This is a genomic window from Nitrosococcus watsonii C-113 (assembly GCF_000143085.1).
Lineage (GTDB): Bacteria > Pseudomonadota > Gammaproteobacteria > Nitrosococcales > Nitrosococcaceae > Nitrosococcus > Nitrosococcus watsonii.
The window spans coordinates 24,284-41,248 of sequence record NC_014315.1 but is presented as its reverse complement, the minus strand read 5'-3'; the positions used below and the strand labels follow the sequence as shown (position 1 = coordinate 41,248).

General features: G+C 47.7%; 17 protein-coding genes. 8 read left to right on the top strand and 9 right to left on the bottom strand.

The window, feature by feature from the left end:
• Nucleotides 1–6 precede the first annotated feature (6 nt).
• From dnaG to rpsU, 3 genes are all read right to left on the bottom strand, one after another.
• Nucleotides 7–1,728, bottom strand: a complete 1,722-nt coding sequence (gene dnaG, locus NWAT_RS00215; protein ID WP_041350809.1) for a DNA primase — start codon at nt 1,726–1,728, stop codon at nt 7–9.
• Nucleotides 1,729–1,839: 111 nt separating this feature from the next.
• Nucleotides 1,840–2,310, bottom strand: a complete 471-nt coding sequence (locus NWAT_RS00210) for a GatB/YqeY domain-containing protein (RefSeq protein WP_013219144.1) — start codon at nt 2,308–2,310, stop codon at nt 1,840–1,842.
• A gap of 37 nt (nt 2,311–2,347) precedes the next feature.
• On the bottom strand, nt 2,348–2,563 hold the full coding sequence (rpsU, locus tag NWAT_RS00205; protein WP_013219143.1) for a 30S ribosomal protein S21: 216 nt from the start codon (nt 2,561–2,563) through the stop codon (nt 2,348–2,350).
• Nucleotides 2,564–2,685: 122 nt separating this feature from the next.
• Between rpsU and tsaD the strand changes: the two genes are divergently transcribed.
• Entirely contained in the window at nt 2,686–3,693 is a 1,008-nt protein-coding gene (gene tsaD, locus NWAT_RS00200; RefSeq protein ID WP_013219142.1) for a tRNA (adenosine(37)-N6)-threonylcarbamoyltransferase complex transferase subunit TsaD, read from the top strand.
• Here the strand turns inward: tsaD and plsY are convergent.
• Nucleotides 3,690–4,283 (bottom strand): glycerol-3-phosphate 1-O-acyltransferase PlsY, encoded by a 594-nt coding sequence (gene plsY / locus NWAT_RS00195; protein ID WP_013219141.1) that lies wholly within the window; start codon nt 4,281–4,283, stop codon nt 3,690–3,692. The genes tsaD and plsY overlap by 4 nt on opposite strands.
• 117 nt (nt 4,284–4,400) lie before the next feature.
• Between plsY and folB the strand changes: the two genes are divergently transcribed.
• The 3 genes from folB to NWAT_RS00180 all read left to right on the top strand — a co-directional run bounded on the left by folB (nt 4,401) and on the right by NWAT_RS00180 (nt 6,536).
• Nucleotides 4,401–4,772, top strand: coding sequence for a dihydroneopterin aldolase (gene folB, locus NWAT_RS00190; RefSeq protein WP_013219140.1), 372 nt, complete (start codon nt 4,401–4,403; stop codon nt 4,770–4,772).
• A 5-nt stretch (nt 4,773–4,777) separates the two neighbouring features.
• Complete coding sequence (folK, locus tag NWAT_RS00185) at nt 4,778–5,266, top strand: 2-amino-4-hydroxy-6-hydroxymethyldihydropteridine diphosphokinase (RefSeq protein ID WP_013219139.1); 489 nt, start codon at nt 4,778–4,780, stop codon at nt 5,264–5,266.
• An 88-nt stretch (nt 5,267–5,354) separates the two neighbouring features.
• Nucleotides 5,355–6,536, top strand: a complete 1,182-nt coding sequence (locus NWAT_RS00180) for a class I SAM-dependent methyltransferase (RefSeq protein ID WP_013219138.1) — start codon at nt 5,355–5,357, stop codon at nt 6,534–6,536.
• On the opposite strand, the gene NWAT_RS00175 is transcribed toward NWAT_RS00180, so the two are convergent.
• The 5 genes from NWAT_RS00175 to NWAT_RS00155 form a co-directional block, all read right to left on the bottom strand.
• Nucleotides 6,531–7,505 (bottom strand): hypothetical protein, encoded by a 975-nt coding sequence (locus tag NWAT_RS00175; RefSeq protein ID WP_013219137.1) that lies wholly within the window; start codon nt 7,503–7,505, stop codon nt 6,531–6,533. The two genes, NWAT_RS00180 and NWAT_RS00175, sit on opposite strands and share 6 nt — an antisense overlap.
• The gene (locus NWAT_RS00170) at nt 7,492–8,556 is read right to left on the bottom strand and encodes an NAD(P)H-dependent glycerol-3-phosphate dehydrogenase (protein ID WP_041350357.1); all 1,065 of its coding nucleotides are present in this window, start codon (nt 8,554–8,556) and stop codon (nt 7,492–7,494) included. Before NWAT_RS00170 ends, NWAT_RS00175 begins: the two co-directional genes overlap by 14 nt.
• A 10-nt stretch (nt 8,557–8,566) precedes the next feature.
• Entirely contained in the window at nt 8,567–9,061 is a 495-nt protein-coding gene (gene secB / locus NWAT_RS00165; RefSeq protein ID WP_013219135.1) for a protein-export chaperone SecB, read from the bottom strand.
• A 65-nt stretch (nt 9,062–9,126) separates the two neighbouring features.
• Nucleotides 9,127–9,384, bottom strand: a complete 258-nt coding sequence (grxC, locus tag NWAT_RS00160) for a glutaredoxin 3 (RefSeq protein ID WP_013219134.1) — start codon at nt 9,382–9,384, stop codon at nt 9,127–9,129.
• A gap of 3 nt (nt 9,385–9,387) precedes the next feature.
• Entirely contained in the window at nt 9,388–10,029 is a 642-nt protein-coding gene (locus NWAT_RS00155) for a rhodanese-like domain-containing protein (RefSeq protein WP_232420164.1), read from the bottom strand.
• A 755-nt stretch (nt 10,030–10,784) separates the two neighbouring features.
• Here NWAT_RS00155 and gpmI point away from each other — a divergent pair.
• The 4 genes from gpmI to NWAT_RS00135 all read left to right on the top strand — a co-directional run bounded on the left by gpmI (nt 10,785) and on the right by NWAT_RS00135 (nt 16,942).
• Complete coding sequence (gene gpmI, locus NWAT_RS00150; protein ID WP_013219132.1) at nt 10,785–12,338, top strand: 2,3-bisphosphoglycerate-independent phosphoglycerate mutase; 1,554 nt, start codon at nt 10,785–10,787, stop codon at nt 12,336–12,338.
• Nucleotides 12,339–12,673: 335 nt separating this feature from the next.
• Nucleotides 12,674–13,993 carry a S41 family peptidase gene (locus NWAT_RS00145; protein ID WP_013219131.1) on the top strand — a complete coding sequence of 440 codons (1,320 nt, stop codon included), beginning with the start codon at nt 12,674–12,676 and terminating at the stop codon, nt 13,991–13,993.
• 77 nt (nt 13,994–14,070) lie between these two features.
• The gene (locus NWAT_RS00140) at nt 14,071–14,625 is read left to right on the top strand and encodes a DJ-1 family glyoxalase III (RefSeq protein WP_041350355.1); all 555 of its coding nucleotides are present in this window, start codon (nt 14,071–14,073) and stop codon (nt 14,623–14,625) included.
• A 106-nt stretch (nt 14,626–14,731) separates the two neighbouring features.
• The gene (locus NWAT_RS00135; RefSeq protein WP_013219129.1) at nt 14,732–16,942 is read left to right on the top strand and encodes a primosomal protein N'; all 2,211 of its coding nucleotides are present in this window, start codon (nt 14,732–14,734) and stop codon (nt 16,940–16,942) included.
• Nucleotides 16,943–16,965 lie beyond the last annotated feature (23 nt).

The following is a 16,965-nucleotide window of genomic DNA, read 5'->3' as shown; positions in this document are numbered from 1 at the left end:
TTATCTCTATTTCTCCGCCAGCAGAGCAAGTAACTCTCGTTGCTCCGCACCCGTCAAGGAAGACTGATTGGAAAGAATTATTATCCGCTGCTCTGCCCCCTGAACCTGCAAACGCTCTAAAGCAGCTTGTAATTCCAGTACCATATCTTCATCAGTCAAAAGCAACTCCCAACCGGCTAGTTGCTCCAGATACCGACCCATCTCTGAATCCCGCCAACGTTCAAGGAGGGCAGCCGTATTTAGATATGGGTTGTTTCGCAATAAATTAATTAATTTCTGAAGCAATTCCACCCCTGCGCCTTCTAGTTCCCTAAGCGATAAATTCTTATCTACCCATTGGATCATCTTGGGCCGTTGAAGCAAAATGGCTACTGCTCGCCGCGTTGGAGATGCCGCACCTCGCTCCAATCGCTGAAGAGGAGGCACCGCCATAGGTTTTTTTCCTGGCCTCAAGTGGCGAATAAGCGTTGCCTGCTCTAGCTGGGCGAGTTCCGCTAAATGCGCAAGCAGCATATCTTGATAAACTCCCGGCGGAATACGAGCTAGGAGGGGCTGGGCAAGTTCCACCAAGCGCGCTCGTCCATCCACACTGCTAAGATCAACCTTCTGCCGCAAATTATTTAATAAAAAATCAGATAGGGGCATAGCCTTTGTTATCCGCGCTTCAAAAGCCATCTGCCCCTCAGCGCGTACCACAGTATCGGGATCTTCCCCTTGGGGTAAAAACATAAACTGTACCTGCCGCCCTTGACCAAGCAAAGGCAGTGCCGTTTCTAGCGCCCGCCAGGCTGCTTGGTAACCTGCCCGATCACCATCAAAGCAAAATATGACCGCTGGCGTTATCCGGAACAAGCGTGTCAAATGATCCGAGGTCGTTGCTGTCCCTAAAGTCGCGACTGCGTAGCGAATTTTATGCTCCGCCAGGGCCAAAACATCCATGTATCCTTCCACCACCAACAACCTATCGCAGCGGCGGAGGGACTTGCGTACCTGATACAAGCCATAAAGCTCTCGTCCTTTATGAAACAATGGTGTTTCAGGTGAATTAAGATATTTTGGAGAACCATTACCCAAAAGACGACCGCCGAAACCAATTACCCGGCCCCGATAATCATGAATAGGGAATATCAAACGATCTCGAAACCGATCATAATAACGATTCTCGCCCTTACTGATCGCTAAACCCGCTGCCTGAAGGTGAGATTTAAGGGAGGGCTGAGTATAATGTAATAAAGCATTCCAGCGGGGTGGGGCAAAACCTAGTCCAAATTCAGCAATAACAGAGCCGCTTAGACCTCGTTCCCGCAAATAAGCCTTAACCTGCCCTTGATAGGCATTAGCCTCCAGCTGCTGCTGATAAAACTCGGCGGCACAGGCCAGTACTTCATATAAGCCTTGGTGCCGATTGTAGTAGTCTTGTTGCTTTGAACTTTGGGGAACTATCATTCCCGCTCGTTGCGCCAGCTCTTCTACTGCCTCGATAAAACTAAGGCGGTCGAACGCCATCAAAAAACCAATGGCCGTCCCATGAACACCGCAACCAAAGCAATAATAGAACTGTTTCTGGGGACTCACCGTAAAAGACGGGGTCTTTTCATTGTGAAAAGGGCAGCAAGCCACATGATTGTGGCTTGCCTTACGCAAAGGAACACGGGAATCAATTAATTCCACGATATCCGTACGAGCCACCAGTTCATCAATAAATTCTTGCGGGATCCGCTCTCCCATAGGCATCTAATTACCTGGGCATGGAAATAGGCGCAATAGAACGATAAAACAGTGCCCCTCTACTAAAAAATAGCGGAGCATTCAAAAATTGTCGAGGGAATTAATTTAAATTTAACTGGATATTGCTGCTAATCGCGCCTTAACCTTGGCGCTGACCACCGCCATGTCAGCGCGGCCTTGTAAATTTGGCTTAAGTAGCGCCATCACTTTTCCCATATCCCTGGCTGTGGTTGCCTGACACTGGCTGATCGCTTCTTCGATGAGCTGCTCGACTTCAACTTCACTAAGCGGCGTTGGCATATAACTCTGAATTACTTCTTCCTCAAAGCGCTCCTTTTCAGCCAAATCCGTCCTTCCCGCAGCCTCATATTGCGCCAAGGACTCACGCCGTTGCTTCAGCATTTTATCCAGCAACGCAATAATTTGCGCATCATCTAGAGGCTTGCGAGTATCCACTTCAAATTGCTTGAGGGCCGCCATTACCATCCGCAAAATTCCCAACCGAGCCTTATCTTTGGCTCGCATGGCAATTTTCACTTCTTCCTGCAAACGCGCCTTAAGTGGACTCCCATCAGCAATCATAAAAAATCCTCAATTATACCCTGCAAGCAAAATAAATTTAATAGAGGCGGGTACGTCGAGCCCGTTCCCGTGCTAATTTTTTCATTGAACGCTTAACTGCCGCGGCCGCTTTACGCTTGCGAACAGCCGTGGGCTTTTCGTAGAATTCCCGGCGACGAACTTCTGATAGAATTCCAGCTTTCTCGCAAGTCCGCTTGAATCGGCGGATAGCTACATCAAAAGGCTCATTTTCTTTTAGTCGTACGCTTGGCATATAATCTCCTCTGTTAATCTACTAAAAAATAGGTTAAAGTTTTCGGATCTTACGGATAATAAGTAGAAAATGCAAAAGGGAATTGCCAATCCATTTAATTATTTCTAGCCTTTCGTTAGCTCGTGCGCGTACTTGGAATAGAAACTTCCTGCGATGAAACAGGGGTAGCTGTTTTTGACAGTAAACGGGGGCTATTGGCTGACATCCTCCATAGCCAGGCTGACCTACATGCAGACTACGGTGGCGTCGTTCCAGAATTGGCCTCTCGAGATCACATTCGCAAACTGCTGCCTTTGCTTCGCGAGGTATTAAGCCAAGCTGGCCTTAACAAGAAGGATATTGATGGTATTGCCTATACGGGAGGACCGGGCTTAATCGGTGCTTTGTTGGTCGGTGCTGCCGTGGGCCGCAGCCTAGCCTGGGCTTTGGGCAAACCGGCAATCGCTGTCCATCATATGGAAGGACACCTGCTCTCCCCTCTATTAGAACCTAACCCCCCCGATTTCCCCTTTTGCGCCCTCCTCATTTCCGGTGGCCATACCATGTTGGTTACGGTCAACCGTATCGGCGCTTATCAGATACTCGGAGAGTCCCTGGATGACGCGGTTGGAGAAGCTTTTGATAAAACGGCGAAGTTGCTTCAACTCGGGTATCCAGGGGGACCTGCCCTGGCTAAACTTGCTGAACAGGGAAATCCCGATCGTTTTTATTTCCCGCGTCCTATGCTTGATCGCCCAGGGTTAAACTTCAGCTTTAGCGGACTAAAAACCTATGCTTTCAACACCCTGCATGAAAATGGCTTCGCAGCTGCCGCCGATATCGCCCGGGCCTTTCAAGATGCCGTTGTAGACACCCTTACTGTCAAATGCCGGCGGGCCCTGCAACAAACAGGACTCAATCGCTTGGTCGTTGCCGGCGGGGTTAGCGCCAACCAGGCACTCCGGCAGCAACTTAAAGCCATGGGAATCCAAGAAGATGCTCAAATTTATTATCCGCGATTAGCTTTTTGTACCGATAACGGGGCAATGATTGCTTTTGCAGGTTGTCAACGCCTGCTAGCGGGAGAACAAACCAGCTCCGGATTTAGCGTTCGAGCAAGATGGCCCTTGGATACACTGCCGGAAATTTAATTCTGTTTACTCGCGCGATCTTCCTGGCCACTAAGCAAACGGCGGATATTATCTTGATGACGCCAGAATAAAAATGTTGCCAGAAGGACAACAGCAAACTGGATTGCAAAATCCGGTACCAGCCACCAGGCCAAAAAAGGAGCAAGCATAGCAGCACACAACGCCGAGAGAGATGAAATTCGCCAGCACCAAAATACCGACAGCCAAATTCCTAGCACTGCTAGGGCAAGGGGCCAGGAAAAGCCTAACAGAACTCCCAACCCAGTGGCCACTCCTTTACCACCACGAAACCCGAAAAATACGGGATAGAGATGACCCCAAAAAGCCGCTAACCCTACACTCGCAACTATCCAGGCACTAGCACCGACTTCCTGCGCTAGCCATACAGGCAAAAAACCCTTCAGCGCATCCCCAAAGAGAACTATCCCCGCAAGCCGCTTACTGCCTAAACGCAAGATATTAGTGGCACCAGGATTTCCCGATCCTTGAGTCCGTGGATCACCTAAGCCTGCTAATCGTGCCACAATAATAGCGCTAGAAAGGGAACCTACAAAATAACCTACTATCACCAGAACTAAAACGGTCAACATGTTATGATTAATTGCTTTTTTGGCTGAAGCCTTTTAAAGATTCTCTAAACTAAAGGTGCTCGTGTATATTGGTACTCCGTACCATCGGCTTATACTACTATTTAAGCATTAAATCCAATGGATATCGTTTATTTAAACGACTTACGTATTGATACCATCATTGGTATTTATGACTGGGAGCGCCGAATAAAACAGACGGTTTGCCTAGATTTGGAAATGGCTACGAATGTAGCTAAAGCCGCGGCCAGCGATAATATCGAGGATGCGCTTGACTACAAAGCTATTGCTAAACGACTGATAAATTTTGTCAGCAGTAGCGAATTTTTATTAGTGGAAACACTGGCAGAACAGGCGGCACAGATTATCCTAACTGAATTTGGCGTTCCATGGCTACGTCTTAAAGTAGATAAGCAAGGCGCCATACGCGGTGCTCAAGGAGTAGGAATCATTATCGAACGGCGTCAGCCAGAAATGACCTCACCCCCCTAAATATTATGGCCCGCGCATATGTCAGCATTGGCAGCAACATCAACCGAGAGAATAATATTCGTGCTGGAGTCAGTGCGCTGCGCTGCAGCTATGGACCCCTTATCATCTCACGGGTATTTGAAAGCGAGGCGGTGGGGTTTCAAGGCGATAACTTTTACAATCTAGTCGTCGGTTTCGATACGGATGAGGCACCTCGAATGATTGCCCATGCGCTTCATGAGATTGAACAAGCCTGTGGCCGCAAGCGCGATGGCCCCCGCTTTGGTCCGCGGGCTCTCGATCTGGATCTTTTGCTTTATGATGACTTGGTAATTGATGAGCCGGGACTCCAAGTACCACGGGATGATACACTTGACTATGCTTTTGTCCTACAACCCCTTGCAGAAATTGCGCCCCACTTGCCTCACCCCGTGCTAAGCAAACGTTATGCTGATCTCTGGGCTGCTTTCGATAAACCTTTAAACCGTTTATGGCCAGTCAAGTTGGATCTATAAACCGCTTTTCTGCCTAACGGATCATGGCCTGCTTAGAAAAGCCTAGAGAAAAACAAAACTAAGCAGCGATTCTATTTTCACAATTTCTATGCGCCGCGTTCAAAAAAATTTTTTCCCTTACCCTGATCCAACAGCCTTAGCTCATAGCCAAAAATTGGAAAACTTGATCCAAACGGCCATTGAGCAAGCGGGCGGCCAAATCCCCTTTGCTCGCTTTATGGAACTAGCGCTTTATGCACCTGGTTTAGGTTATTACATGACGGGGCTCCGTAAGTTAGGCACTTCCGGCGATTTTATTACCGCTCCGGAGCTATCCCCTCTTTTTGCCCGCTGCATTGCTCGCCAATGCCAGCAGATATTTGAGATGCTTGGAACAGGCAATATTTTAGAATTTGGGGCTGGATCAGGCCGCCTAGCCGCGGATTTACTTAGCGAATTAAACCTTAGCGGTCATCTGCCGGAGCGGTATTTTATCTTGGAACTCAGTGCCGATTTGCGCCATCGACAACAGGAAACACTCTACCAGCGAGTGCCTCTCCTCGCCCCAAGAGTAAACTGGCTAGATCGGCTGCCCGACAGCATTGATGGTTTGGTTATAGCCAACGAAGTGTGCGATGCCATGCCTGCGCATTGCTTCCAACTTGAAAACAGGCACGACTGGGAACGCTACGTAGGCTACGAGAAAGATAAATTTGTCTGGAAAAAAGGCCCTTTAAGTCATTCCCTCCTAAAAGATCGCATTGCCAAAATACGCCTGCTTCTTAAACATGTAAATAATTATGAATCTGAAATTAATTTGGCTATGGAAGGCTGGACTACCGAAGTCGCCCATCGTTTGCAAAAGGGGATGCTCCTAATCATTGACTATGGCTTTCCCCGGCATGAGTACTATCATCCAGAGCGAGTGATGGGTACTCTAATGTGTCATTATCGCCATCAAGCTCATCCCAACCCGCTAATCTTGACGGGGTTACAGGATATCACTACCCACGTGGATTTTACCGCGCTTGCCGAAGCAGGCTATAGTAGCGGGCTTAGGGTGGCCGGTTACTGCACGCAAGCCGATTTTTTGCTGGCCTGCGGTTTGGATAAATTAGCTGCGGCTGAAATCGCAGCAGGGGGAAAACAGGCTTTAGAAACCAGCCAACAAATCAAGCGTCTTGTTCTCCCCAGCGAGATGGGCGAGCTTTTCAAGGCCCTTGCCCTAACTCGGGGAATTAATCAGCCCCTACTGGGTTTTAGCTTGCGGGATCGGCGGTCCCGTCTATAGCCCCTTCAGCAATTCCCCACGCTTGAGGCGATACTCATCGCTGTTAATAAGTTTATTATCATAAAGATTCTTCAATGATTGAAGGCGTGCCTCAATCGTAGCGTAACTACCTCCTTGCTGAAGCTCGAGTAACTCTTCCTTAAGCTCAAACAAGACTTCCTTGACCTTAGCAAGGTCTTCCTTGAGGCTCTGAGTCTCCTGCTTACTGCGCTCAATATCCTCTGCTAGCGGCGAATCAACCTGCTGCTTCCCTGGTGGAGTATTAGGATCAGCCTTGGCGTTGGCAACAAGGGTGGGAATATCTAGCACCAGCCAATCTTCTCGTTCCTCACCGCTTTCTGGATCTAAGTAAAATGCTTTACCCTCTCCCAAAGCTATAACATCAGAAAGCTTCGTCTCAAACAGGCGAGAACCGATGACAAAGGGGTGCAAGCGTCGATCAATCTCTTCACCCGTCTGGCGATCCTGGTCCCGAACTTCATCATGAAGCATGCCAAAAATAATATTGAGCTTGCCATCTCTAAAAAAGACCCGTCCCGTATTGGCTTTACGGACCTTGGCAAAGGTTCCCTGCTGAATGCCAATAGTCACAAAAGTAACGTCTTGATTGGGCCCGGCTAAAGCCAGGCCTTGACTCAAGGCTGAGCTAAGTACTTGAATCTCGCCCGGTGAAAAGACGGGGTTTAACTTTTTCCTAATAAAACGCCGCTCGGGAACAAAGAGCGATTCCAGCACAACGCGCATCTCTTCTGGAGTCACCGCTGCTGGATGCTGATTACCTACTGCACCATCGCTTGGGCTAAGACGGACGTATTGCTCACCTGCCTGCCAGAGAATTTGGCCTTCTTCGTTGCGACCAGCTTTCTCTTTAATTACTGAATTACCGCCACAAGCTACTAAGCATAAAATAAAAAAGCAAATAAAAGATAATTTTAACCCCAAAAATTGGCGGCAATTATCGCTTTTCATTAAGCAAATATCCCATATATGCATATTCGGGTTTTTGTTCCCGGCGACAAAGAAGCTCAACTGCTTGCCGAGGGTGCCGCCCAGCGTACAATACCTGGTAGACTTGCTCTGCAATAGGCATCTCGACTGCAAGCTGTTTGGCTCTTGCTACCACGACTTTGGCGGCCGCTGCTCCCTCCACCGCTTGGCCAATAAGCGTTAAAGCTTCGTCTAACCGTTTCCCCTGGGCTAAAGCTAGGCCAAGGCGCCGGTTACGAGATTGATCATCGGTGCATGTTAATACTAAATCGCCTAATCCTGATAATCCCATTAAGGTTTCCTTTTGCCCCCCCCAAGCAAGGGCAAAGCGCACCAACTCAGTAAGTCCGCGGGTAATTAAGGCTGCTCGAGTATTTGCACCAAATCCCAAGCCATCACTGATCCCAGCCGCAATAGCAAGCACATTTTTAACCGCTCCGCCTAATTGCACGCCAATTAGGTCATCACTAGTATAAACTCGAAAGGTATCCCCATGAAGACAGCGGGCGAAACGGGTAGCAATCTCTGATTCGGTAGCGGCTACCGTCACTGCGGTAGGTAGCCCTACAGCTACTTCATGAGCAAAGGTAGGCCCTGACATCACTGCCATAGGCCATCCAGAACCTAAGAGTTCCACCGCTACCTCATGTAACAGTCGGCCAGTGCCCGGTTCCAAACCCTTGGTTGCCCAGATTAGAGGAATGTGGCTGGATAAACGCCCAGCCAAACGCTCTAATATTGGCCGAAAACCACAGCTTGGTACGGTCACAAGCACCTGCCTCGTTTGGGATAACGCTCCCTCTAAATCAGCAATAGGTTCTAGAGAGGGGGGGAAAGGTACCTGTGGTAAGTAACGATCATTCCGGCGAGTGAGGATCATGGCAGACACCTGTGCCAGATCCCGTGCCCATAGCAGAGTAGGTACCTGATTGCGAGCAAGCAGAATAGCTAAAGCGGTACCCCATGAACCGCCGCCCACCACTAAGGTTTTTAAATTTTCCTTATCTTTTTGAAGTACCACAGGTAGAGCGATTAATTAAAATCTAATGGCGAACTTCAGCCGCTTCGGCTGATTGACGCTGTTGCTGCTGTTGCGCATAGAGTGCATCAAAATTGATCGGCGCCAGTAGCAGTGGTGGAAAACCACCCTTTGTCACCAAATCCGCAACCACCTCTCGGGCAAAAGGAAACAGAATGTTAGGACAATAACTACCCAACAAAGATCCCATGCTCTCATCATTATAACCATTGAGCATAAAAATACCTGCTTGGTGAACCTCAGCAAGAAAAGCCGTTTGGTCACCAAGCTTGGCTGTCACAGTGAGTGACAATACCACCTCATGTATATTGTCAGCGATACGTTGATTTTCGTTACTAAGCTGAAGATTGAGCTCAGGCTTCCATTCCTGTGCCTGATTAAAGATATGAGGGGAATTAGGAGTTTCGAAAGAAAGATCCTTAACATAAATTTTTTGAATAGCGAACTGGGCTTGCTGGCCTTGCTCGCTGGTTGGTTGGTTTGTACTATCTTCTGCCATTAGTCCATCCTATCAAAGTAGCTTATATCTAACATATATATCTCCCTCAGACTTATTGCCTAATCTCAAGCAAGTCCTAGTAGGACATCAAGTTCCCTTGTCTGTTCTAGTTGTGCTAACTCATCATAGCCACCAATAGGTTGATCATTAATAAATATCTGAGGCACCGTTCGACGATGACTTTTATTAATCATAATGGCCCGCTGCTCCGGCTCAAGATCGACGCGTATCTCTGTATAATCAATTCCTTTACTATCCAACAAACGGCGGGCACCAATACAGTAAGGGCACCGTAAGGTGGCATACATCTCAACTTTTGGCACTGCTTAACCTCTTCCGCTCTTTGCCTTTTTACGCCTCTTAGGCTTTTTATTACGTTTAGCATGCTTGCTAATTCTAGGCTTATTGCTGGCTTCGGTTTGAGCAGGTACTTCGGTTTGAGCAGGTACTTCGGTTTGAGCAGGTACTTCGGTTTGAGCAGGTACTTCGGTTTGAGCAGATACTTCGGTTTGAACAGGTACTTCGGTTTGAACAGGTACTTCGGTTTGAACAGGTACTTCGGTTTGAACAGGTACTTCGGTTTGAGCGGGTGCTTCGGTTTGAGCAGGTACTTCGGTTTGAGCGGGTGCTTCAGTCTGAGTCTTTGCTTTAACGTTAGTGCTACCACTAAACAAAGGCATATTTGCCTGTTTCCATGCTTCGATTCCACCATGGAGTACATAAATAGTTTTATGGCCTTGCCGGCTCAGCTTTCCAGCAATATACAATGCTCGCTGCCCCATCCCCCATATCACCACTAAAGGACGACCTTTAAAATCCTTCAAGCGGTCTAAGTGCTTAAAAAATTTAGAGAAAGGAACATTCAAAGAATCAAGAATATGCTCTTTTTCAAATTCCTTCTCTTCCCGAATATCAATGACTTGAGCGTTTTCCTGATTGATTAACCGCGTGATTTCAACCGCAGACACCGTCCTAATCCCGCGTAGCCGGCGTAGCAGTGGATCAATAACCAATGCAAGCAAAATAACTACAAGCAGCAGTGACAACGTCCAGTGGTTGGTAAGAAATTCGAAAAGGCGAGTGGTATCCATTTAATTATCCTGTTTTTATACTATCGGCTACTCAGATTTTGATGATCAGCAAATTCTCTAAGAGATTTTGTAGTCGCATCGTATCAGGGGCGTGGATGGCAAAAAATCTACTTTAATCATTTCAATTATTGAAATACAAGGTAAGGTAATAAGCATAGCCTTAAAAGAAGGCAGATATTGTCATGGGACATCTTGCATTATTTATAAAATGGCGTGGATTTAAGAAAAGAAAACTGCTTGCAGGGCGCTTCAGAAGCCTGCTTAATACTGTCACTAGCCCCATACTGGCATACCAACCGGGCATACGAGTATCATTTTCGATTTTGAAAAATTAAGAGACTGAGAATACTTTACATAAATGCGGACTAACTCCTTTTTCCTGCGGCAAAATAAGAAAAGCAGCCTCAGAAGTTCAAAACTGATGGGTCGATGTGCCCTTAGAGTTGCCCCGGGCCTAGCGTATGACTTTGGAACATAATATTACTATTATATATACTCCTATTGGCTGAAATTTGAGTAAAACCGCTGGTTTATCAAAGCCGATTATTATACACGGATATTAGAAAACCATGTATTATCTGCCGCGTAAGGATTTTTTACCATAAATTTGAGGATGTATTTAAGAAACTGCTATGCCAATACCTCCTAGACCTTTGGCCTTGATCATCTTAGATGGATGGGGTTATAGTGAAGAGACGGCTTCTAATGCTATCCACGCTGCCCACACGCCTGTCTGGGATACCCTATGGGATCGTTATCCTCATACGATAATACGCGCCTCTGGCGCTGAAGTGGGTTTACCCAATGAGCAAATGGGTAACTCTGAAGTGGGTCATCTTAATTTAGGTTCAGGGCGTGTCGTATACCAAGAATATACGCGAGTCAATCGTGCTCTCCGTACAGGCTCTTTTTTTACTAACCACACGCTCACCGAGGCTGTTGATAGAGCCGTCAAATCAGATAAAGCTATCCATATCCTGGGTTTACTCTCCCCTAGCGGAATTCACTGTCACGAAGACCATATTCATGCCATGGTAGAGCTGGCAATAAAACGCCACTGTCGGCAGGTCTACTTACACGCTTTTCTCGATGGTCGGGACACCGCTCCCAAGAGCGCCCAAGCCTCTATTCTAGCCATGCAGGCTAAATTTACCGAGCTTGGCCAGGGTCGTTTTGCCTCCCTAATTGGCCGTTATTATGGAATGGATCGGGATCATCGCTGGCCCCGTATTCAGGCCGCTTATAATCTTATTGCTACCGGCCAGGCGGAGTATGAAGCCGAAAACGCTAAACAGGCTTTAGCCATGGCCTATGAACGAGGCGAGACTGATGAATTCGTGCAGGCCACCCGGATAGTGCCTTCCGGTAAATCACCAGTACAAGTCAAGGATGGAGATGTCATCATATTTATGAATTTCCGCTCCGACCGCGCCCGGCAGATCACGCGCGCCTTTATTGAGCCTAATTTTACCGGCTTTGAACGTCCCTACTGGCCAAAACTAGGCCAATTTGTGAGCCTCACGGAATATAGCAAGGAATTTGATATTCCAGTAGCATTCCCAAGCGAGAAGCCCCAAAATACCTTCGGCCAGGTGCTCGCTAAACTGGGGCTGCATCAGTTACGAATCGCAGAGACCGAAAAATACGCCCACGTTACCTTTTTCTTCAATGGGGGAAGGGAGCAACCATTTGAGGGGGAAGATAGAATTCTTATTCCTTCGCCCCAAGTCGCTACATATGATCAAAAACCAGAAATGAGCGCGGTGGAAGTTACGGATAATCTTGTAAAGGCAATCGAAAGCGATAAATATGATGCCATTATCTGTAACTATGCCAATCCAGATATGGTTGGACACACGGGGGATTTTAACGCTACGGTCAAAGCAATTGAGACCATTGATCAATGCTTAGGACGGGTATGGGCTAGCCTCCAGTCTGTAGGCGGTGAGTTGATTATTACCGCCGATCATGGTAATGCTGAGAAAATGTACAATACGCAGCATCAGCAACCCCACACGGCCCATACTCATAATGCGGTTCCCTTTATCTTTGCCAGCGAGCGAGCCGCTATTGCCAGCACCAATGGCAGCCTTGCGGATGTGACCCCAACCATGCTTTATCTGATGAATATTGAACCACCGCCCGAGATGAGCGAACATCGTCTGATAGAATTATCATCTCCATAGAATTCTCGAACATTGCTCATAGCCAGAGGAGCTATTATATAGCGGGCAGCAGCAGCTACAACTCTACTATAGAATATAACCAGCTGCTTTTTAAGAGAATCGGAGATTAGGTCGATACTAGGAAGATTACCCAACCATTATTATGGTCTTGACTAATGAAACCATCTTGATTTGAACGGTCAAATGACTACTAGAACGACTATTACACAGCATGCTAGAGACATGCTTTAGAAAACTAAATAGTTATTCTCAAAGCTAGAGGGCGCTATAAATTTGGCTCCCGAAATATATCCTCTTATCTATTTGGATTAAGCGCTTTCTCGCAGGAGCGATACATGCCTTTCTCAAAACGTGATTTACTGATAGTAACTTTGGGACTTGTTCTAGGTGCAAGCCTGGTTTTTGGGCCAATGGTCCTAGCCGAACGCTCAGAAAATAGATCCGAAGCTTTACCGCTGGAGGAGCTACGAGCTTTTTCGGAGGTATTTGGGCAAATCAAGCGTAGTTACGTTGAAGATGTGGACGATAAAACACTGATTGAAGATTCCATCCGCGGTATGCTCACCGGCTTAGACCCCCACTCTGCTTACCTCGATCCTGAATCTTACAAGGAACTACGCATTGGAACCTCTGGTGAATTCGGAGGACTGGGTATCGAAGTTGGCATGGAAGATGGCTTTGTCCGCGTGGTTGCTCCTATTGATGATACCCCTGCCAAGAAGGCGGGCATTAACGCTGGAGATCTCATTGTCCGTATTGATGATACTCCGGTAAAGGGTATGAGCCTTAGTGACGCGGTACAGCGAATGCGCGGTAAACCAGGTACGGATATCCACTTGACTATTATCCGGGAGGGTGAAGAGCAGCCCTTAAAATTCACCATCACTCGCGCCATCATCAAGGTTAAAAGCGTTAAAAGCCGAACCCTAGATAAGGGTTATGGGTATCTTCGTATTAGCCAGTTCCAAACCGAAACTGCATCCAATCTGCAAAAAGCTATTGAAAAATTAAAAAAGGAAAACGGTGGAAAACTTAAAGGTCTAGTTTTAGACTTACGTAACAATCCAGGAGGCGTTCTCAGTGCCGCAATAGAAGTTTCAGATGCCTTTTTGGAAAAAGGCACCATTGTCTATACAGAGGGCAGGGATCTGGAATCAAAGCAGAAATTTCGGGCTACCTCAGGTGATGCCCTGAAAGGGTCGCCAATAGTAATTCTAGTAAATGGAGGCTCGGCCTCCGCTTCTGAGATTGTTTCGGGAGCTCTTCAAGATCATCACCGGGCAATAGTAGTAGGCTCGCGTACCTTTGGTAAAGGATCGGTGCAGACTATTTTACCCCTTACGGAAAACACCGCTTTGAAACTCACAACTGCCCGCTATTACACTCCATCGGGTCGCTCTATCCAGGCCGAAGGGATCACCCCTGATATTGAACTTGAAAGCGTGAAAGTTTCAGCTTCTACCCTCGCCGATATTAACCCGGTTAGAGAGGCGGATCTTTCGCGGCATCTTAGCAATGGAAATAAAACGGAAAAGAAAAAAGGAAATAAGGAAGAAGATAAAAAAGCTTCCCTTGCCATGGAAGACTATCCCTTATATGAAGCTTTAAATTTACTTAAAGGATTAAGCATAGCAGCAGGGCAACAATACCAATAAAACAAAATCATGGTGGTATGGAACTAAAAGATAGGGAAGTCCGTACAAACTGCTGTGAATAAAAAAGGAGGCCCCTGATGATGAAGGTGCTCATTCCCTTAGCCCAAGGCTGTGAAGAGCTTGAGGCGGTCACCCTCATTGATTTACTTAGGCGTGGAGGAGTTCAGGTAGTCACAGCGGGTCTTGATGAGCAGGTGGTAACTGCTAGCCGCGGCACCCGCTTGCTTCCTGACGCCTCCTTAGATAAAGTATTTCAGCAAGAATTTGATATGGTAGTATTGCCAGGCGGCCAGCCAGGCGCTGATAATCTCAATGCAGACCCTCGCATTCACGCTTTATTAAAGCGTACCGCAGAACGCGGCAAGGTTACAGCAGCCATTTGCGCTGCTCCTACCGTGCTTGCGAATACGGGACTGCTTGCTGGCAAACGCGCAACGGGTTATCCAGGTTTCCTTGATAAGCTTGACTTGCCTACCACCACCCTGGAAAATCAGGCAGTCGTGGTAGATGGTCGCGTCGTTACTTCAAAAGGACCAGGAACGGCGATGGATTTTGCTCTGGCTTTGATTGAAATTCTAGTTGGCAGGAAAACCCGCAAAGAAGTTGAAGAAACCTTACAACGACCGGTATAAAATCCAGCATACAAAAAATTTACATTGCCCCCTCAAAGCTCACTCCGAGCTTAATAATTTCTTTTTAGGATAATAACCAAGCGGGACAATCCTGCTGCAGTAACCAATGGTAGCCCCTCCTATCCTACGTTTAGCCATTCCTTCCCCCCTGCGACGCTATTTTGATTATCTCCCGCCAGCTAACACTCCGTACCAACGGCTGCAACCAGGTATACGTTTACAGGTTCCTTTTGGCAGACGCACTGTGATCGGTATCTTAGTAACCATTACATCTCAAAGCGAGATCGAAACCAGTAAACTAAGGCGGGCTCAATACTGCCTGGACAAAACCCCTATCGTTCCCAACTCTCTACTCCAGCTTCTCACTTGGGCTGCTAGTTATTACCACCACTCCCCCGGAGAAGTCTTTTTTTCTGCCTTACCCCAACTTCTACGTCAAGGTAAGCCTGCCGTCCATCCTACCTATCGGCGATGGCTTCTAAGCTCTAAAGGCTGCGCTACAGATGCAGCGATTCTTAGCCGAGCCCCCCGGCAGCAGCAGCTTGTGGAATTATTACGCTATCACCCAGAAGGTTTAACCTCATCTCAAGTCCGGGTTCAGCTGGGTAGCTATCAAAGCAGCCTTCGTAGTCTAATCGCTAAGGGATGGGTGTATTCTCGAGAGAAACCTATCTATAAGAGCTTTCCTCCTCCCAAAGAGCATCTTAAGCATCCACTCAATAGCGCTCAGAAAACGGCTGTTACTGCTGTTCTCAAGGCTCAGAAGAAATTCCAGCCTTTCCTGCTAGAAGGCGTGACAGGCAGCGGTAAAACAGAAGTCTATCTACGAGCCATCGAAGAGATCATTGCTAAAAACCGGCAGGCTCTGGTGCTCATTCCAGAAATTGGACTGACCCCCCAAATCGTGGAACGCTTTTATCACTATCTTCAAACTCCTATCACGGTCTTGCATTCCGCTCTCAGTGACCGAGAGCGTTTAGCTGCCTGGCTCGCTGCTTACGAGGGCAAAACTCCAGTAGTCATTGGTACTCGTTCAGCAGTATGGGCTCCTCTCCCGCAGCTTGGAATCATTATTATTGATGAAGAACACGATTCCTCCTTTAAACAACAGGAAGGATTTCACTACCATGCTCGGGATCTCGCTATCATGCGAGCATATCAAACCAAAATACCCATTGTCTTAGGCAGCGCGACGCCCTCCTTGGAAAGTCTCGATAATGTCAAGCGGCAGCGCTACCATTTATTACAGCTATTACAACGAGCAGGGGTAGCACAAACACCTCGGATTCAACTGCTTGACGTCCGCTCGCGTCCGTTAGAGTCTGGACTTTCTGCTCCTCTGCTTGCAGCACTGAGATATCATTTAGGACAGGGAAATCAGGCTCTACTATTTCTTAACCGGCGTGGTTTCGCTCCAACTTTAATCTGCCATGAATGTGGCTTTGCCGTGCCTTGCCACCGCTGTGACGCGTACATGACCGTTTATCAATATACTAGCCGATTGCGTTGCCACCACTGTGGGGCAGAATGTCCCCCGCCCACCTCCTGTCCCCAGTGTGGAAATCTGCTTTTGCGCCCCCGGGGGTTAGGTACAGAACAGATAGAAGCCGGCCTCAAGCGTTTTTTTCCAGAAATTGAGATCGCGCGTGTCGACAGGGATACTACCCGTCGCGCAGGAACCTTGAATAAAATACTCGATGGTATCCATAATGGAAAATACCGTCTCCTGGTTGGAACTCAGATGTTAGCAAAAGGGCACCACTACCCCAATATCACTTTAGCGGGAATTCTGGACGCCGACCAAGGTCTGTTTGGCAGTGATTTTCGAGCCGGAGAATATATGTCTCAGCTTATTCTTCAAGTAATAGGACGGACCGGCCGGGGTAATAAACCTGGTGAAGTATTGATCCAGACTCATCATCCTGAACATCCTTTACTAAGGGCCTTAGTAAGCCATGGATATCCGCACGTAGCCGAGATACTCTTGGAAGAACGCCGCCAAATTGGTTTCCCTCCCTACGGTTACCTCGCCCTACTTCGTGCAAGAGCTGTATCCCCTGAATCTCCCATGAAATTTCTTGAAATAGCGCGAAGCATGGCTACGGCGCTTAATTCTCATGGCGTGACCTTGCTAGGACCCGTGCCTGCTCCCATGGAACGTCGAGTCGGCCGCTACCGCGCCCAGCTTTTACTCCAGGGAAGTGCTCGTGCCCCGCTGCAACGATTATTGACTGCCTGGGTACCTGCATTGGAACGCCTCCAAGCAGCACGGAGGGTACGATGGTCATTAGATGTGGATCCTGTCGATCTCATGTAGACTTTTAATAATAAGCAGACTAG